Genomic DNA, 17,263 nt, shown 5'->3' with positions numbered 1-17,263 from the left:
CAATTATAACGAAGTGCTACGCATGTTGCGCTCCCACGGAGCTTGAAAATCATTCAGAAACAGCTTCAGAGCTTCTCTCTCGACTCCGGGTCGGCACAATCGTATTATTTGCTTATATTCTCACCTTGAAATTTTTACCAGAATAAAACGCCCTTTTATATGGCCTTGCCCAGTACAGAAGTTAACCGTATCAGAAACTTCTGCATTATCGCTCATATTGATCACGGAAAATCCACACTGGCCGATCGCCTGCTGGAGATAACGCATACCCTTGACCGCACCCAGATGGCCTCCGCACAGGTTCTTGATGACATGGACCTTGAGCGGGAGCGCGGTATTACCATAAAGAGCCATGCCATCCAGATGAAGTACAAGGCTCAGGATGGTATTGAGTACACCCTGAACCTTATTGATACTCCGGGTCACGTCGATTTCAGCTATGAGGTGTCACGTTCGCTTGCGGCCTGCGAAGGCGCGCTGCTTGTGGTTGATGCCACACAGGGTGTTGAAGCGCAGACCATTGCCAACCTCTATCTCGCCATTGATGCCGGGCTCGACATTATTCCGGTCATCAATAAAATAGATCTTCCCTCTTCCGATGTTGAAGGTGTTGCCCGTCAGGTTATCGATCTGATCGGTGTCAATCGTGAGGATATCATTCCTGTCTCGGCCAAGGCCGGTATCGGGGTTGACGTACTTATTGAAGCTATTGTCAAACGGGTTCCGGCTCCGGCCGACAACAATCATCTCCCGCTCAGGGCGCTGATCTTTGACTCGGTTTTTGATGCCTACCGGGGGGCGGTGATCTATCTGCGTATTGTTGAGGGCTCTCTTAGAAAGGGAGACAGGGTCAAGTTTTTTGCCAACGACAAGCTTTTTCTTGCTGACGAAATCGGCACCATGAGCATGAAGCGGCAGCCGAAAAACATTCTTGAGTCGGGGGATGTCGGCTATCTCATCTGCTCCATCAAGGATGTGAAGGATGCCAAGGTCGGCGATACGGTCACGCTTGCCGACAATCCGGCAAAAGAGCGTCTTGCGGGCTACAAGGATGTCAAACCGATGGTCTTCAGCGGCCTCTATCCGATTAACTCCAATGAGTTCGAGGATCTGCGCGAGTCGCTCGAAAAGCTCGCCCTGAACGATGCCTCGCTGGTCTATACCCCTGAAACGTCGGTTGCGCTCGGTTTCGGCTTCCGCTGCGGATTTCTCGGTCTGCTCCACATGGAGATCATTCAGGAGCGGCTTGAGCGTGAGTACGGGGTCAATATCATTACCACGGTTCCGAACGTTGAGTACCGGGTTATGCTGACCAACTCGGAGATGGTTATTGTTGACAATCCATCAAAGATGCCTGAACCCGGACGGATAAGCCTGGTTGAAGAACCCTATGTCAGCATGCAGATTATTACCCTTGCCGACTATATCGGCAACATCATGAAGCTCGGCATGGAGCGGCGGGGTGAGTACAAGAATACCGACTACCTTGATACATTGAGGGTGATCATGCATTTCGAGTTTCCGCTTGCCGAGATCGTCTTTGATTTCCATGACCGTTTAAAATCAATTTCCAAGGGGTACGCCTCGATGGATTACGAGTATATCGGCTATCGTGAGTCCGAACTGGTCAAGCTTGATGTGCTGCTCAATGGTGATACGGTTGATGCGCTATCCATAGTTGTGCATCGATCAAAAGCTTACGACTGGGGCAAAAAGCTCTGTATAAAGCTGAAAGCGATTATTCCAAAGCAGATGTATGAAGTTGCCATCCAGGCGGCTATCGGCAGCAAGGTGATATCGCGCGAAACCATCTCGGCGATGCGCAAAAACGTGCTGGCCAAATGTTATGGCGGTGATATCAGCCGGAAGCGCAAGCTGCTTGAAAAGCAGAAAGAGGGCAAGAAGCGCATGAAGCAGGTTGGAAGGGTGGAGGTGCCGCAGGAGGCGTTCCTGGCACTGTTGAACATTGACGAATAGAGGAGCACCGCTAAAAATCTGTTCCGCGATTTGATGGCGGTGTTGGGCGGTACTCGAAATCATTTCCCGTCCCCGACGTCGTCGGGGAGAGGTGGCAGATGATTTAGTAGGAGGGCCCTCTATTTATTGTCGTGAGAAGCCCGAGGACAAGGCGGATGGAGCACAGAAACCGGAGTGTACACGTAGTACATGAGGATTTCGAGCACCACCCAACGCAGTAATCGGGTTTCGGAATAAATAAATAGAGGTGCCCAGAAGAGTTTGCGCAGGATTTTGCAGCAGATAGCGTCAAAAAAAAAGAGAGTCCTTCCGAATGGGGGATTTTTACAACCAAAACACGATATGGCACTGAGTAATCAACCGGGTAAACCGGAAAAAAAACATTCACAGGAGTGGTTTGAAGCGCTGATTATTGCGGCAATATTCGCGACCGTTCTCCGTATTTTCGTGGTTGAATCCTATCGTATTCCGACCGGATCGATGGAGAATACGCTGCTTGCCGGTGATTTTCTTTTTGTCAACAAATATGTTTACGGGCCCAAAATACCGTTTACCGATATCCGCCTGCCGGGTGTTGACGAGGTCAAGCGAGGCGACGTTATTGTCTTCAAGTTTCCCAAAGACCGTTCGATGAACTATATCAAGCGTTGTGTCGCTATCAGCGGAGACACCCTTGAGATTCATGACAGGCAGCTTTCCGTCAATAAAAAGCCGGTAGCACTTCCGCCGGAAGGACAGTTCCTCTCTTCCGTTATACCGGCAGGTATTGGCGATGAGATGATCTTTCCCCAGTTTTCAAATTACAACAAGGATAACTACGGCCCGATACGGGTTCCCCGAAAAGGAGATGTCATCAAGTTGAATGCCCAGACCTGGCCGCTTTACGCAGATCTTGTTGCCGATGAAGGTCACGATGTGAGTCTTCAGGGGAGGCTGGTTTTTATTGACGGCGCACCGGCTACTGAATACAGGGTTCAGTCCAACTACTATTTTGCGATGGGCGACAATCGTGACAACAGTCTTGACAGCCGTTTCTGGGGGTTTCTGCCTGAAAAGGATCTTGTGGGTGAAGCGCTGATTGTCTACTGGTCCTGGAATCCGGATCTCTCAATATTTACCAACCCGGTTGGCAAACTCGCGTCGATTCGCTGGCAGCGTTCAGGGATGCTGATTCATTGAACTCAATGCGTTCCGGCAAGAATTTTTTCACAGACCTGCTCTGTTGATGCCTGGAGCGCACATTGGCTGAAGAGAATGTTTTGAAGATCGGGAGAGTTGATCTTCATGGATTTGATGGTGATTTTATCACCGGAACTACTTTTGGCACCCTCAACCGGAACCGTTGAGGTCAGCTCGATCTGATTGAGGGTGACCGAGTCGAAAATCAAACCGGCTTTGAGCGATGCGACCTTGATATGGAGGGAATTACCGGTTGCCCGGTTGAAGGAGAGAGTAAGATCCTTTTTATAATCTTTGTTCAGAAAGATGTTGGTAGAGAGATAAAGCAGCAGATACGCCATCGGAAACAGGATGCCGGGGGAGAGCATCAATGCTTTTAGCCAGTTAATCACGAAAGTTTTGTGGGGTAATCGGGGCTTCATGACTGCTCTGCCTTGCAAGCGGTTTCCAGGGTATGTTTCGTTTACCTGTTACGATACAAAATATTTCTCTTTATTGTGCTTTAACAAATAACCAATTTCGCAACACATAGTTATGCAAGCAGATCAACGGCATGCGCCCTATCTTCTCAAGCCGCTCTTCAAGGAGGTCCATGCCGACACAGAGACGCCGGTATCAGTCTATATTAAACTGCAGCGCCCCTTTTCCTGTCTGCTCGAATCGGTTGAGGGTGAGGAGCTTCTTGCCCGTTTCTCCTATATAGCCATTGATCCCGTTGCTATTCTCACAGGCTCTGTTGATGGCGAAAGCAGCATTGAAATTCTTGATGAAAAATTCAGTGACCTCCGCCGGATAGCTGCAGAGGAGACCGATCTGCGCCGGAAGATTGACGTCACCCTTGCTGCATTTGACACTGAAGAGATTCCTCGGAAGAAGAACGGTGCTCCCCAGATGATCACCTCGGGAGTGTTCGGCTATTTCGGTTATGATGCCATGCACCTCGTTGAACGGATACCTTCGCCTGAACTTGCCGATCCGGCAGGACTGCCCGATATTTTTCTCCTTTTCTGTGATACGCTGGTGGTTTTTGATAACATCATGCGCAAGGTCTTTATCGTTTCCAACTACCTTGACGAGACCGACAAACCTTCAGCACTCAAGAAAATAGAGCTTATTGCCGAACAGATGTTTCGTCCGCTGCAGCGTGAAGAGATTGCTTTCAGGCCTGAGCGTCCGGAGCCGGTTATTTCAAATACTGAGCGTGAAGAGTATCTTGGAAAAGTAGCCATTGCAAAGGAGTATATTTTGGCAGGGGATATTTTCCAGGTACAGGTGTCGCAGCGACTACGCCGTCATCTCAATACCCGCCCCTTTGATGTCTACAGGATGCTGAGAACGATCAATCCCTCGCCCTATCTCTACTACTTTAATATGAAGGAGTTCGAGATTGTCGGCTCATCACCTGAACTTCTCGTCAGGGTTGAACGTGACAGCAAGGGCAGGCGGATGGTTGATACCCGTCCGATAGCCGGAACAAGGCACAGGGGAAACAGTTTCGAAGAGGATGAGCGTATTGCCCTTGAGCTGCTGGCCGATGAAAAAGAGCGGGCCGAGCATCTCATGCTTATTGATCTGAGCCGGAACGATATCGGCCGTATAGCCAAAACCGGTACGGTTGAGACCAATGAGATGATGGTGGTTGAGAAATATTCCCATGTGATGCATATTGTCAGTAATGTTCGGGGTGAGCTTCGTGATGATCTGGGTACCATGGATGCTTTCTGGTCCTGTTTTCCTGCGGGTACGCTTACCGGAGCACCCAAGGTTCGTGCCATGGAGATCATCTACGAACTTGAAAAAGAGAAGCGAGGGCTTTACGGTGGTGCCGTGGGATTTCTTGATTTCAAGGGCAATCTCACGACGGCTATTGCAATCCGTACTATGGTAGTTGCCGATAACACCATCTATTTTCAGGCAGCCGGTGGTATTGTTGCCGATTCAAAACCGGAATCGGAATATGAAGAGACGATGAACAAGATGAAAGCAGGACTTACTGCCGTTGAAAATATTGAGGTATTTGAGTAACGATCAATACATTTCAAAGAGAACCGATGAGAAAGAAAAACACATTCATGAAATACCTGCTGCTGGTTTTTGCAGGTACGGTTGTTGGTGCGCTTGTTTTTTCCAATGTTGAGTTCAACGTTGCACTCAACGGCAGCAGCTTCTCCAACAGCCCCAGGTTTGCTTCGGCAAAAAACAGTATCGAGAGCTATCCGATTCAGTCGCTGCAAAGTTTCAATGAAGCGTTTGTGCAGATCGCAGAGTCGGCGACCCCTTCGGTCGTTACGATTTTCACGGAAAAGACCGTAAACCAGCAGATGGTTTCGCCATTCAGTTTTTTCGGCACTCCATTCGACGACTTTTTCGGGATGCCGAAGCGCGGTTTGCCGAATGGCCGAAAAGAGGTTCAGCGAGGTCTCGGCTCGGGAGTTATTGTTACCGATGACGGTTATATCCTTACCAATAATCATGTTATTGATGGCGCTGATGTCGTCTATATACGCACTTTCGACAATCGCAAGATTGCCGCGAAAGTTATCGGCAAGGACCCCAAAACCGACCTGGCGGTGATCAAGGTCAATGCAAAAGGGTTCAAGCCGATCCTGATCGGTGACAGTGACAAGCTCCGTGTCGGAGAGTGGGTTATTGCCATCGGAAGTCCTCTTGGGGAGAATCTTGCCCGAACCGTCACCCAGGGGATTGTCAGTGCCAAGGGCAGGGCCAATGTCGGCCTTGCAGATTACGAGGATTTCATCCAGACCGATGCGGCTATCAATCCGGGTAATTCCGGAGGTGCGCTGGTCAATATCAACGGTGATCTGGTCGGTATCAATACGGCGATTGCGAGCCGGACCGGGGGATTTGAAGGTATCGGCTTTGCGGTACCCTCCAATATGGCCAAAGCTGTTCTGATTTCGCTTATTAACTCGGGAAAGGTCACAAGGGGATATCTTGGAATAACAATCCAGGATATTGATGAAAATCTTGCCAAAGCCATGAACCTGAAGATGGGTGAAGGGGTGCTGGTAGGAACGGTGGTTGATGGCAGCCCTGCGGCAAAAAGCGGTGTAAGGACCGGAGATGTCATTCTTGATTTCAATACTATAAAGGTCAAAAGCAGTGTTGAACTCCGCAATGCCATCGCCAGAGAGACTCCCGGTACCATCGTGAAGATGAGGGTGCAGAGAGAGGGCAGTGTCAGACTTGTTTCGCTTCGTCTTGAAGCGCAGCCGTCAAAGGAGGTTGCTTCGGCAACACCGGCAGAGCGGGAAAAGGTAACGGCTGCACTTGGTTTCAACGCTGAGGAGCTTACTGCCGCACTGGCAGAGCGGCTGAACCTGAAGCAGGGAGCAGGCAGGGTGATTATTACTGCCATTGATCCCTCTTCCAATGCCTATACATCCGGATTGCGCAGTGGAGATATCATACTCTCAATCAATCGTCAGAGTGTGAGCTCATTCAGCCAGTACAGTGCGATTGTCAAAACTATCAAAGCCGGTAATATGCTTTTTCTGCTCGTTGAACGCGGAGGGAACCGGATCTATTTTGCGTTTAATGTGTAAAGTTGTTTTGCCTGAAGGATTAAGAGTTGTACATTGTACAGAAGTAAAGTCAGCAGCCGCGTAGCTGACTTTACTTTTTTTTGTTTGCCTGATGTTCCATTTGCCCCGTGCATCGAGTTTATGTCTATATGAGGTTGTTTTCCATTATTATCAACAAAAACAGCACAAGAGATGAGTGACAGAATTTACCTGACAAGAGATGGTTATAACCGGCTGAAAGAGGAACTGTATGTGCTGGTTCATGAAACGAGAAGGGAAGTTCTGGAAAAAATTGCGGAAGCAAGAGCACATGGTGATTTGAGTGAAAATGCGGAGTATGATGCTGCAAGAGAGGAGCAGTCACATACCGAAGCACGTATTGCCGATCTTGAAAACAAGCTTGCTTCAGCCACGATTCTTGATCCCAAACTGATCAAGACGGACAAGGTTTACATTTTGACCTCCGTCAAGCTGCGCAATCTTGATGATGAGAAGGAGATCATTGAATATACACTGGTCTCTTCCGAAGAGGCTGATACCGATCTGGGGAAAATTTCTGTACGCTCTCCTGTTGGCAGGGCGCTCATCGGAAAAGCCGTCGGTGAAAAAGTCGAGATCATGGTGCCGAAAGGGAAACTCCATTATGAGATCCTTGAAATTTTCGTTAAATAAAGTCCAACCTAAACCAGCTATCCCATGGGGAAACGTCAAATAATCTATCGTCAGGAGCGTATCGGCGGCAATCAGGAGCTGTTGAATCGTGAAGTCAATCTGGTGACCAAAGAGGCAAGAGTGTGGCACGGTAATGTTATTGCTGTCGGCAGCAACGATGTCGAACTCAAGGATGCCCGTTCAGGAAAACACCGTTTCAATGTTGATCAGATTGACCGGATATACTGTGATATAAAAACGAATTATTAATCTGCATCTTATGCGTCAGAAAATTGTTGTCGGCAACTGGAAAATGAACAATACCATTGCCGAATCGTCAGCACTTGCTTCAGAGCTTGTTGCCGCGCTTGGAAAAGGTTTTTCAGGCTGCGAAGTCGGTATTGCTCCGACCTATGTTGCCCTGCAGGAAGCCGGAAAAATTATAGCGGGCTCTGCTGTTCAGCTTGTTGCCCAGAACTGTCATTATGAAAATGACGGTGCATTTACCGGAGAGATATCGACCGGAATGCTGAAGGCTGTCGGCTGTTCATACGTTATTATCGGTCACTCGGAGCGTCGCCAGTTTTTCGGCGAAACCAATGCTACGGTGAATCTCAGAATCAAAAAGGCCCTTGCTGAAGGCTTGAAGGTTATTCTTTGCGTAGGGGAGACCCTTGCGGAGCGTGAATCAGAAGTTACTTCGAAAGTGGTCACCTCACAGGTTACCGAAGGCCTTGCAGGAATCAGCGATATCAGCACTGTCGTGATTGCCTATGAGCCGGTATGGGCGATCGGAACCGGAAAAACCGCATCCTCCGCACAGGCAGAAGAGGTGCATCTTCTTATCCGCAATACCATTACCAAACTGTATGGTGATGCTGCAGCAGGCAAGCTTCGCATTCAGTACGGCGGAAGCGTCAAGCCTTCAAATGCCGCAGAACTCTTTGCCATGCCGAATATTGATGGCGGGCTTATTGGCGGCGCAAGCCTCAATGCTGCCGATTTTGCCGCAATCATCAAGGCGGCTTCCTGATAGCAGATTGCATTCAAGGAGAATAAAAAAGGCGCACATCGTGGCGCCTTTTTTTGTTGGCAGGAAATTTTGAAAAGGACTTAAAGGACTTAAACGACATCAGGGACGAAGAGAAAAAGTGTTTTCCTTCCTTCAGAATTGCACTCCTCTTCCTTTCGTGTATTTTCGTGCATTTCGTGGTTCAAAATTCCCCCTTTTTCTCAGCACTCAGCACTTCCCCCTCTCTTGTCCACCATTTCTTCGTCTACTCAGTCCTCTTTCTGCTTTTCACTTTTGAGCGGTTGCCTCTTTTGACTTTTTCATTGAACAGAAATCGGGGCCGCACATGGTGCAGAAATCGGGGTTTTTATCGGTTCGCCCGCTTGCTGCCATGCTTGAGCGGTGCGATTCACGTGTTTTTTCCGGGTCGAGCGAGAGGTTGAACTGATCTTCCCATGCAAATGCATACCGGGCCCTGCTCATCAGCTCGTCACGAAGCCAGGCAACAGGGCTCCCTTTGGCCAGATCAGCCGCATGGGCGGCAACTTTATGGGCAATGACCCCTTCCCGCACATCATTGCGGTCCGGCAGCCCGAGATGCTCTTTGGGTGTGACATAGCAGAGCATGGAGCAGCCGAAACTTGCTATCAGTGTTCCTCCGATAGCTGAGTTGATATGGTCATATCCGGCGGCAATATCGGTTACCAGCGGTCCGAGCGTATAGAATGGAGCTTCATGGCAGTATTCGAGCTGTTTCTGCATATTCTCCTCTATCATATTCAGCGGAACATGCCCGGGCCCCTCAATCATCACCTGCACATCGAACTGCCATGCCACTTTGGTCAGTTCACCGAGCACTTTCAGCTCTCCGAACTGAGCCTCATCGTTGGCATCGAGTATGGATCCCGGTCGAAGGGCATCACCAAGCGAAACGGCAATATCGTATGCCTGCAGAATCCGGCAGATCTCCTCAAAACGGGTGAAGAGAAAGTTCTCCTGTTTGTTGGCCTTGCACCATTTTGCCATGATCGAGCCGCCCCTTGATACAATACCGGTAAGGCGCTTTTCGGCAAAGGGGAGGTGTTCCCGCAGGATTCCGGCATGAATGGTAAAATAGTCTACGCCCTGCTCGGCCTGCTCAATGAGGGTGTCGCGGTATATCTCCCAGGTCAGATCTTCAGCTTTCCCCCCTACTTTTTCAAGTGCCTGGTAGATGGGTACCGTGCCGATCGGAACAGGCGAGTTTCTCAGAATCCACTGGCGGGTCTGATGGATATTGGCTCCCGTGCTGAGATCCATCACTGTATCGGCGCCCCAGCGGCATGACCATACCGCTTTTTCAACCTCTTCGACTATTGAAGAGCCGAGTGCCGAGTTGCCGATGTTGGAGTTGATCTTTACCCGGAAGTTCCGGCCGATAATCATCGGTTCAAGCTCGGGATGATTGATGTTTGCCGGAATGATCGCCCGACCTGCTGCAATCTCCTGACGGACAAATTCCGGAGTTACCGGTATATGCTTTTTACTTCCCCTCGAAAATCCTGAAATCCACTGCTCCAGATTCTGGTTCTCCCTTATTGCGACATACTCCATCTCCGGGGTGATGACGCCGTTGCGGGCAAAGTACATCTGGGTGATCCCGCCTCCATCGAGGGCTTTGCGGGCTCTTCTTGCTGAAGATGTTGCTGTGGTGGAGACTACACTTTTGCCCTCCCAGAAGCTCCAGGTGTCACGAATCGGGGGAAGTCCCTTTTCCGGATCAATCACGAACGAAGGATCAGACCAGGGGCCGCTGGTGTCATAAAGAGGGAGTGAGGAGAACTCCATACCCCCGCACGAATAGGTTCTGCTCAGTTTGAGCGTTCTCATTCCTACTTCAACAGGATGAAGCGTGCCAGTGACAAAGGTTTTTTCCGATTGCATTCCGTTAATGTGCAGATCCGGGCAGCATGCGTTCTCAGTAGCGTGGGTCATAGTTGAAGGGTTAAGCGGCAAGGCATAGCAGAAAAAAGATTCAGCACCTCAAGGATGTGTATCTAACGGCACAATAGTTAAATCCATCATATTTTACAAATCATGCAATAGGCATCTTTCGGGGAGAGGGGGATGCGTTCCGGTGATAGTTTTTTAGTGCTACCTTTATAAGGTAAAGTCGATTAATTGAAAAAATCTGCATCTATTTATGTAAATTTTTTTCATGTCGATGATATCGAAACAGATAATGGTGACCCGGATGGGGTGGTCAGGCGATTTGTCGAATACGCCAGAACGCATAAGGGAGAGATGAAACGGAATAAAAACGGCTTTATCCCTGACGATTGATCGTGCGGAGTGTATGACACATGTAATTTTTTGTTGTTTTTTATCCAGGTAGTACTGAAGCATACTACATGAAAGAAAGCGCAAAACCGCTTACTCTTTTACGGCCAGCTCCTCGGGTCATACGCGCTCTGTTTGATCGTGCCGGTCTGACAAATGGTTATTGCAGGCGCTGCTGTGCTTCATTCCTCTCTATTGTTTTTGTTATGGCGCCCTCATATCACGCTGCCGGAGCCAAAACCGCGGATGAGGTTTTCCGGGAGGTTTCCGGAAGCGTGGTCGTGATCCATAACTTTGATAACAAAGGCAAGATCCAGAGCCTCGGCAGCGGTATTCTCCTGCCATCCGGTCAGGTGGCGACCAACTATCATGTTATTGAAAAAGCCGGAAAGCTGACTGTCAGTCTCCAGGGCCGGGAGTATCCGGCCACTCCCGGTTACATTGACCGGTTTCGGGATGTATGCTCTCTTGTGGTATCCGGCATGCAGGGTTCCCAAATCGTCATGGGCGATACGAATTTCCTGAAGGTAGGATCAAAAGTCTATGCGATAGGCTCACCCCAAGGGCTGGAGCTGACCTTCTCTGATGGAATAATTTCCGCCTTGCGTGATGTTGACAAAGGCCACTATATCCAGACCACGGCACCGATATCCCAGGGTTCAAGCGGGGGAGGGCTGTTTGATGAGGATGCCCGTCTGATCGGTTTGCCTACCTATTTTTTCAATCAGGGTCAGCAGTTGAATTTTGCCCTGCCGGTTGAGTGGATACTCGATTTGCGCAACCGGCATGCATTGCTCTCCAAAACCGGTTCGGTCAACAGTGAATGGGTTTACAGGGTGATAGCCCTGGAGGAGAAACAGGATTGGGGAGGGATTATCCAGTTGTGCCTGAACTGGTCAAAACAGATCCCGACAAGTGCTGATGCCTGGGGTTATCTCGGGTTTGCCTATCTCCAGAAAGGAGAACTTGCTCTGGCCATTGATGCCTATAAGAGGGCAATACAGATTCGTCCGGATTATGCTCACTACTGGGCTGATCTTGGCGTTGCCTACAGCCGTGAAGGGGAGATGAGACGACAGATAGATGCCTATCGTCAGTCAGTCAGGATCAATGCCAACTATGCCCTGGGTTGGATCAATCTTGGAATTGCCTATTATCAGAGTGGTGAGTTTGTAAAGGCGATAGAGGCTTACAATCATGCAGTGCAAATTAATCCGGCTGATGTCTCCTCGTGGTTTAATCTGGCTATTGCCTGTCGTGATGCAGGGCAGTTCCCCAAAGCAATTGAAGCGTTCAGGCATACCGTGCACCTTACACACGGCAATGCACAATATTGGTTAAATCTGGGTGAGGTCTACGGGCTGGCTGACCGGCGAAAGGAGCAGCTCGATGCATATAACCAGGCCCTTCGCATCAAGCAGGACTATGATGAAGCCTGGGTCAGTCTCGGAGTCGCCTATGGTATTGCAGGAATGGAGCGGGAGGAGCGGGAGGCCTATCAGAAAGCATTGCTCATTAATCCCGAACACAATACGGCACTGTATAATCTTGGACAGGATTATCTGGAACACCGTGAGCGGGAGCCGGCACGTGATATTTATTCCCGCCTGAAGCGCTTGAATCCGGGACTTGCTCAGGTGTTTTTCAAAAACCACAATCACCTGCTGTATCCTAAAACAGAAAACAGACAGTGAGCGGTGTTATCTTCCATCAACAGGCGATACCGGGTAGTTATGTTTTTTTATAAGAATAGCCTGAAAGATCATTCAGGCTTTAAACAGTAAATCACGTGAGAAACGAATTGCTGAATGCTCTTGTCAGAATAATCTGTAACGGCTTTGTCCGGATTTTTTTCAGCGGCAGCCTGCTTCTGGTATTATATGTCGAGTCCGCTCTTGCAGCGTCACCACTGCCATCCGTAGTAAGGGTTGATTATGCCGATTTCAATCCGCTCAGTTTTGTATTGAAAAAAATCGGCTGGCTGGAAAAGGAGTTTCAGGCTGATAACGTGGGTGTAGAGTGGTTCTACAGCAGCGGGAGCAACTTGGCGCTCGAACATTTGAACAGCGGCACAATTGATTTTGCGTCTGCGGCAGGATTATCTTCGGTGTTAAGCAGGGCTAAAGGCAACCCGATCAAGGCGGTCTATATTTTTTCTCATCCGGAGTGGCTCTCGCTGGTCGTGACTCGTGATTCACCCATCACTGCTGTTTCTGATTTAAAGGGCAAGAGGATAGCGGCGACACCGGGTACCGATCCCTGGTTTTTTCTCTTGCGTGCACTCTCCGAGGTTGGTTTGCATAAGAGTGATGTGATGCTTGTTCCTCTACCGCATTCGGAGGGACGTGCCGCTCTTGAACACCATAAGGTGGATGCCTGGGCCGGAGGTGATCCCTACAGTACGTCAAGCCAGCTTGAGAGCGGTTCGAGGGTGATATACCGGAACATAGCATTCAACAGCAACGGTTTTTTGAATATATCGGAATCCTTTGCAGCTCAATATCCCGATGCGGTGTTACGGGTCATCAAGATCTATGAAAGGGTTCGCAGGTGGGCGATCCGCCATCCCGATGAACTTGCACTGATTTATGCGGATGAAGCGGGACTCTCATTGCAGGTTGCAAGTGTAATTCTTAGCAAGGTTGATTTTTCACGCCCGGTTCCAGGCGCAGATGATATCAATGGATTGAAGAGTGCCGCTCCGATTCTTTTGACAGAAGAGCTGGTTGAAAAAGAGAGTGACCTGAACAGCGTGGTTGAGCGGCTGGTGGATCCCGGTTTTGCATCAAAGCAGGTGAGAGCATTTTGTGGCAAGCAAATGAAGCAATAAGGGCTTTCAATTTTTCGGATTGATTCGACACAAAAGAAGCACAAAAAGCGCTGTTACAATTGCCCGGGAATACGGTCGTAGTGGCATGCACGATAACCATCCGTCGAAACTTTTTTTCCCGGCCGCAATAAGCGGTATATTCTCCCCTGTACTCCGCTCTTTTGTCGAGCGCGAACCTTATCACCTAACCCTGCCGTTTCATGAGTGAGAGCAATTCCGCCAACACCGGTGAGGAACGGTTGAGCGGTGTGGTTGAAAAGGTGAGTTTTTTTAGCCCGGCATCAGGATTTGCAGTACTACGACTTCTTGTCAATGGTCAGCGTGAAGCGGTGACGGTTGTCGGGGTTGTGGCTTCAGTGACCGCGGGGCAGCATGTTGAGGCGTTCGGTCTCTGGCAGAACGATAAAACGTGGGGCATGCAGTTCAAGGCAAGCCGTCTTGCGGTTATTCCCCCCGATACCCTTGAAGGGGTCGGCAGATATCTTGCCTCCGGAATGGTAAAGGGGATTGGTCCCCACTTTGCAAAAGTGCTCATCCAGGCCTACGGCATGGATGTTTTTACGGTTATCGAGACTCACCCTGAACGACTGCTTGAACTGCCGGGTATCGGAAGAAAGCGGCTGGAGCAGGTTGTTGCAGCCTGGGCAGAGCAGAAGGCTGTCCGGGAGATCATGGTGTTTTTACAGTCTCACGGAGTAGGTACGGCCCGTGCGGTCAAAATCTACAGAACCTATGGTGAAGAGGCGATCTCGGTGGTCTCTTCCAATCCCTACAGGCTTACCCTTGATATTCAGGGGATTGGATTCAAAACAGCTGACCAGATTGCCCGTAACATCGGTATCGCTTCAGATTCTCCCTTGAGGGCGCGGGCAGGAGTTGCTCATGTTCTTCAGGAGCTCTCTTTGGAGGGCCATTGCCGGGTTCCCGAACCGATGCTGCTTGAAGCGGCCAAACGTCTTCTCTCTATTCCGGTTCAGGTGCTTGAGCATGCCATAACCGAAGAGCTCTCCATCGGTACTCTTGTGCGAGTCGTGGACGGGGGTGAAAGCAGTTTTTATCTCGCGGCGCTCTTTCGAGCCGAGAGCCGGGTTGCTGACAGTATTCACCGGATTCTCAAGGGGAGACTTCCTTGGGGAACGCTGGAGCCGCTGAAATCCATTCTTGCAGCCGAAGAACACTCCGGGATTGAACTTTCAGACTCCCAGCGCAGCGCTGTGGCACTTGCCCTTACCAGCAAGCTGATTGTCATCACCGGCGGTCCCGGTGTTGGTAAAACCACCATTATTAATACGATCCTGTCAATACTCGGCAGCGGAGCATTGAAATTTGTTCTTTGCGCTCCGACAGGAAGAGCGGCCAAACGGCTTTCCGAAGCGACCGGTCGGGAAGCCAAAACCATTCACCGCATCCTTGAGTTTGATCCCCATGCAGGCGACTTTAAGCGGACGTTCGGTAATCCGCTGCAGGCTGATGTGGTCATTGTCGATGAAGCCTCCATGATCGACGTTGTGCTGATGAGCAAGCTGCTGGCAGCCATTCCGGATCATGCAGCGCTTATGCTTGCCGGAGATGTTGACCAGCTTCCCCCGGTCGGACCCGGATTCGTGCTTTCAGACATGATCAGTTGCGGAGCGCTTCCTGTTGTAAGGCTTACCGAGATATTCCGTCAGGCACAGAGCTCCATGATCATTGTCAATGCTCACCGTATCAACAGAGGGGAACCGGTTCTGCCGGCATTCAGGGCCGGTGGGTCCGTTGTGGCTGAACTTTCCGATTTCTACGTTGTTCCGGCCCTGAGTACCGAAGATATTAATCGACGGCTGCTGCAGGTGATCATTGAGCGCATTCCCCTGCGTTTCAATCTTGATCCCATGAAAGATATTCAGGTGCTGACTCCCATGAACCGCGGCTCTCTTGGAACGAAGGCGCTGAATACCCTTCTTCAGGAAGCCCTGAATCCTCACCCATCCGGTAAAATCGTGCGTTTCGGCACCACCTATGCAGCAGGCGACAAGGTGATCCAGATGGTCAACAACTATGACAAGGAGGTGTTCAACGGCGATATCGGAGTTGTTTATACCGTAAACGAGGAGGATGATTCGCTCTGTGTCCGGTATGACGGAAGGGATGTGCCTTACGAATTTGGAGAACTTGACGAAATTGCACTGGCCTATGCCATCACCATTCATAAAAGTCAGGGGTCGGAGTATCCGGCAGTGGTGATACCTCTCTCCATGCAGCACTTTTCGCTGCTGGAACGCAATCTTATCTATACGGCGGTCACCAGGGCAAGGAAGCTGGTCATGATTATCGGTGAGCCGAGAGCGCTTGCCATGGCCATCAGCAACAAGCGCTCTTCCGAGCGCTTGACCGGATTGACAGCCATGATTTCAGAAGGTTCCGAGTCGTGAGATCTCATTGCGTTCGAGATGACACCTCCGGGAGTAGTGTCATCCCGAGCGTGATCGTTCTGCTTTTTTGTTATATTGCGTCCCGAGTATTCCACTACATCAGTACATACTGAGCAACTCATCCGGCATTTCCCAAATAATCAGCGCTGTTTTATGAAGATAGTGAAGACATTGAACCTGGCACGTCTCTCCATGTTCCAGATGGGTTTAGGACTCATGCTTGGCTTCATTCAGGATATTCTGAACCGGGTCATGATCAAGGAGCTGCTCTTGCCGGCAACGATTGCACTGGGGCTTATCAGCCTCAAGGAGCTGCTTGCCATTTTCGGTGTCAAGGTATGGATCGGCAACCTTTCCGACCGGCTGAGTGTTTTCGGTTACCACAGGACACCCTACATCCTTCTCGGGCTGTTGAGCTGCATTGTTGCCTTTGTACTCTCCCCGACAGCGGCCTATGAAGTAAAGATAGGGGGGACCGCCTTCTCGGAGATGCTTCCGGCTCTTCTGACTGATGCGGGTCTCTGGAAACTCGCACTTATTTTCCTCATGTTCGGTTTCGGACTGCAGGTTGCGACCACCTCCTATTACGCACTGATTGCCGATGTTGTGCCCGAAGAGCATATCGGCAAGGTCACCGGAGCAAGCTGGACCCTCATGGTTCTGACGGCTATTATTTCAAACTGGAATATTGGTAACTATCTGACGGTATATACTCCTGAACGGCTGACAGAGATGGCTGAAATCGGCGGTCTCATTACCCTCTTTTTCGGTCTGGTGGCCATTATTGGTGTGGAAAATCGCAATGCGGAGGCCTCCGGGGGCAAGGCAAAGCACAGTATCAGTTTTGCCCAGTCGGTGCGCCTGCTCTCTTCATCGCCGAAGACCCTGCAGTTCGCCCTCTATATTTTTATCTCCATCTTTGCCCTGTTCGCTAATGAAGTGGTCATGGATCCTTTTGGAGCTGAAGTGTTCGGGATGCCGGTTTCCGCCACCACCAAGCTTTTCAAGCCGATGATGGGCGGAACCCAGCTCATTTTTATGGTGATTACCGGTTTTCTGCTTTCACGGATCGGCTTCAAGCGGGGAGCCTACTTCGGTAATACCTTCAGCGCGATCGGATTCGCCGTCATCATCGCTGCCGGTTTTATGCTGGATCAGACCCTGCTTCGTATCGGACTTGTTGTTACCGGCATGGGTCTCGGTGCAGCAAGCGTTTCCAACATCTCCATGATGATGAACATGACGGCGGGGCGCAGCGGCATCTATATCGGTCTCTGGGGTACCGCCCAGAGCATTGCCATCTTCATTGCCACTCCGGAGCAGGGTCATCCGCGATGTG

General features: G+C 50.1%; 13 protein-coding genes. 11 read left to right on the top strand and 2 right to left on the bottom strand.

What is annotated here, in order from left to right; all coding sequences use genetic code 11:
* Nucleotides 1-159: 159 nt before the first annotated feature.
* Together lepA and lepB are read left to right on the top strand one after the other, a co-directional pair.
* The gene (lepA, locus tag CFERDRAFT_RS05180; protein WP_006366164.1) at nt 160-1,977 is read left to right on the top strand and encodes a translation elongation factor 4; all 1,818 of its coding nucleotides are present in this window, start codon (nt 160-162) and stop codon (nt 1,975-1,977) included.
* Between the two features lie 342 nt (nt 1,978-2,319).
* Nucleotides 2,320-3,156, top strand: coding sequence for a signal peptidase I (gene lepB, locus CFERDRAFT_RS05175; protein ID WP_006366163.1), 837 nt, complete (start codon nt 2,320-2,322; stop codon nt 3,154-3,156).
* A gap of 2 nt (nt 3,157-3,158) precedes the next feature.
* Here the strand turns inward: lepB and CFERDRAFT_RS05170 are convergent, their stop codons facing one another.
* Entirely contained in the window at nt 3,159-3,578 is a 420-nt protein-coding gene (locus tag CFERDRAFT_RS05170; protein ID WP_006366162.1) for a hypothetical protein, read from the bottom strand.
* Between the two features lie 112 nt (nt 3,579-3,690).
* On the opposite strand from CFERDRAFT_RS05170, the gene trpE reads away from it, so the two are divergent.
* The 5 genes from trpE (at nt 3,691) to tpiA (ending at nt 8,385) form a co-directional block, all read left to right on the top strand.
* Nucleotides 3,691-5,181 carry an anthranilate synthase component I gene (gene trpE / locus CFERDRAFT_RS05165; RefSeq protein WP_006366161.1) on the top strand — a complete coding sequence of 497 codons (1,491 nt, stop codon included), beginning with the start codon at nt 3,691-3,693 and terminating at the stop codon, nt 5,179-5,181.
* A 26-nt stretch (nt 5,182-5,207) separates the two neighbouring features.
* Nucleotides 5,208-6,722, top strand: a complete 1,515-nt coding sequence (locus CFERDRAFT_RS05160) for a DegQ family serine endoprotease (protein ID WP_006366160.1) — start codon at nt 5,208-5,210, stop codon at nt 6,720-6,722.
* A gap of 171 nt (nt 6,723-6,893) precedes the next feature.
* Nucleotides 6,894-7,373 carry a transcription elongation factor GreA gene (greA, locus tag CFERDRAFT_RS05155; protein ID WP_006366159.1) on the top strand — a complete coding sequence of 160 codons (480 nt, stop codon included), beginning with the start codon at nt 6,894-6,896 and terminating at the stop codon, nt 7,371-7,373.
* Between the two features lie 24 nt (nt 7,374-7,397).
* Entirely contained in the window at nt 7,398-7,622 is a 225-nt protein-coding gene (locus CFERDRAFT_RS05150) for a hypothetical protein (protein ID WP_006366158.1), read from the top strand.
* 10 nt (nt 7,623-7,632) lie between these two features.
* Nucleotides 7,633-8,385: a triose-phosphate isomerase gene (tpiA, locus tag CFERDRAFT_RS05145; RefSeq protein WP_006366157.1), complete on the top strand. Its 753-nt coding sequence runs from the start codon at nt 7,633-7,635 to the stop codon at nt 8,383-8,385.
* Between the two features lie 267 nt (nt 8,386-8,652).
* Here the strand turns inward: tpiA and thiC are convergent, their stop codons facing one another.
* Nucleotides 8,653-10,287 (bottom strand): phosphomethylpyrimidine synthase ThiC, encoded by a 1,635-nt coding sequence (gene thiC, locus CFERDRAFT_RS05140; protein ID WP_006366155.1) that lies wholly within the window; start codon nt 10,285-10,287, stop codon nt 8,653-8,655.
* 467 nt (nt 10,288-10,754) lie between these two features.
* Between thiC and CFERDRAFT_RS11680 the strand changes: the two genes are divergently transcribed.
* From CFERDRAFT_RS11680 to CFERDRAFT_RS05115, 4 genes are all read left to right on the top strand, one after another.
* Entirely contained in the window at nt 10,755-12,377 is a 1,623-nt protein-coding gene (locus CFERDRAFT_RS11680; protein ID WP_006366153.1) for a tetratricopeptide repeat protein, read from the top strand.
* A 95-nt stretch (nt 12,378-12,472) separates the two neighbouring features.
* Nucleotides 12,473-13,513: an aliphatic sulfonate ABC transporter substrate-binding protein gene (locus CFERDRAFT_RS05125; RefSeq protein WP_006366151.1), complete on the top strand. Its 1,041-nt coding sequence runs from the start codon at nt 12,473-12,475 to the stop codon at nt 13,511-13,513.
* A gap of 200 nt (nt 13,514-13,713) precedes the next feature.
* Nucleotides 13,714-15,924: an SF1B family DNA helicase RecD2 gene (gene recD2 / locus CFERDRAFT_RS05120; RefSeq protein ID WP_006366150.1), complete on the top strand. Its 2,211-nt coding sequence runs from the start codon at nt 13,714-13,716 to the stop codon at nt 15,922-15,924.
* A gap of 153 nt (nt 15,925-16,077) precedes the next feature.
* A partial coding sequence (locus tag CFERDRAFT_RS05115; protein WP_050770638.1) for a BCD family MFS transporter occupies nt 16,078-17,263 on the top strand: 1,186 nt, incomplete at its 3' end.

Source organism: Chlorobium ferrooxidans DSM 13031 (assembly GCF_000168715.1).
Lineage (GTDB): Bacteria > Bacteroidota > Chlorobiia > Chlorobiales > Chlorobiaceae > Chlorobium > Chlorobium ferrooxidans.
This window is presented reverse-complemented; position numbering and strand designations above follow the sequence as displayed.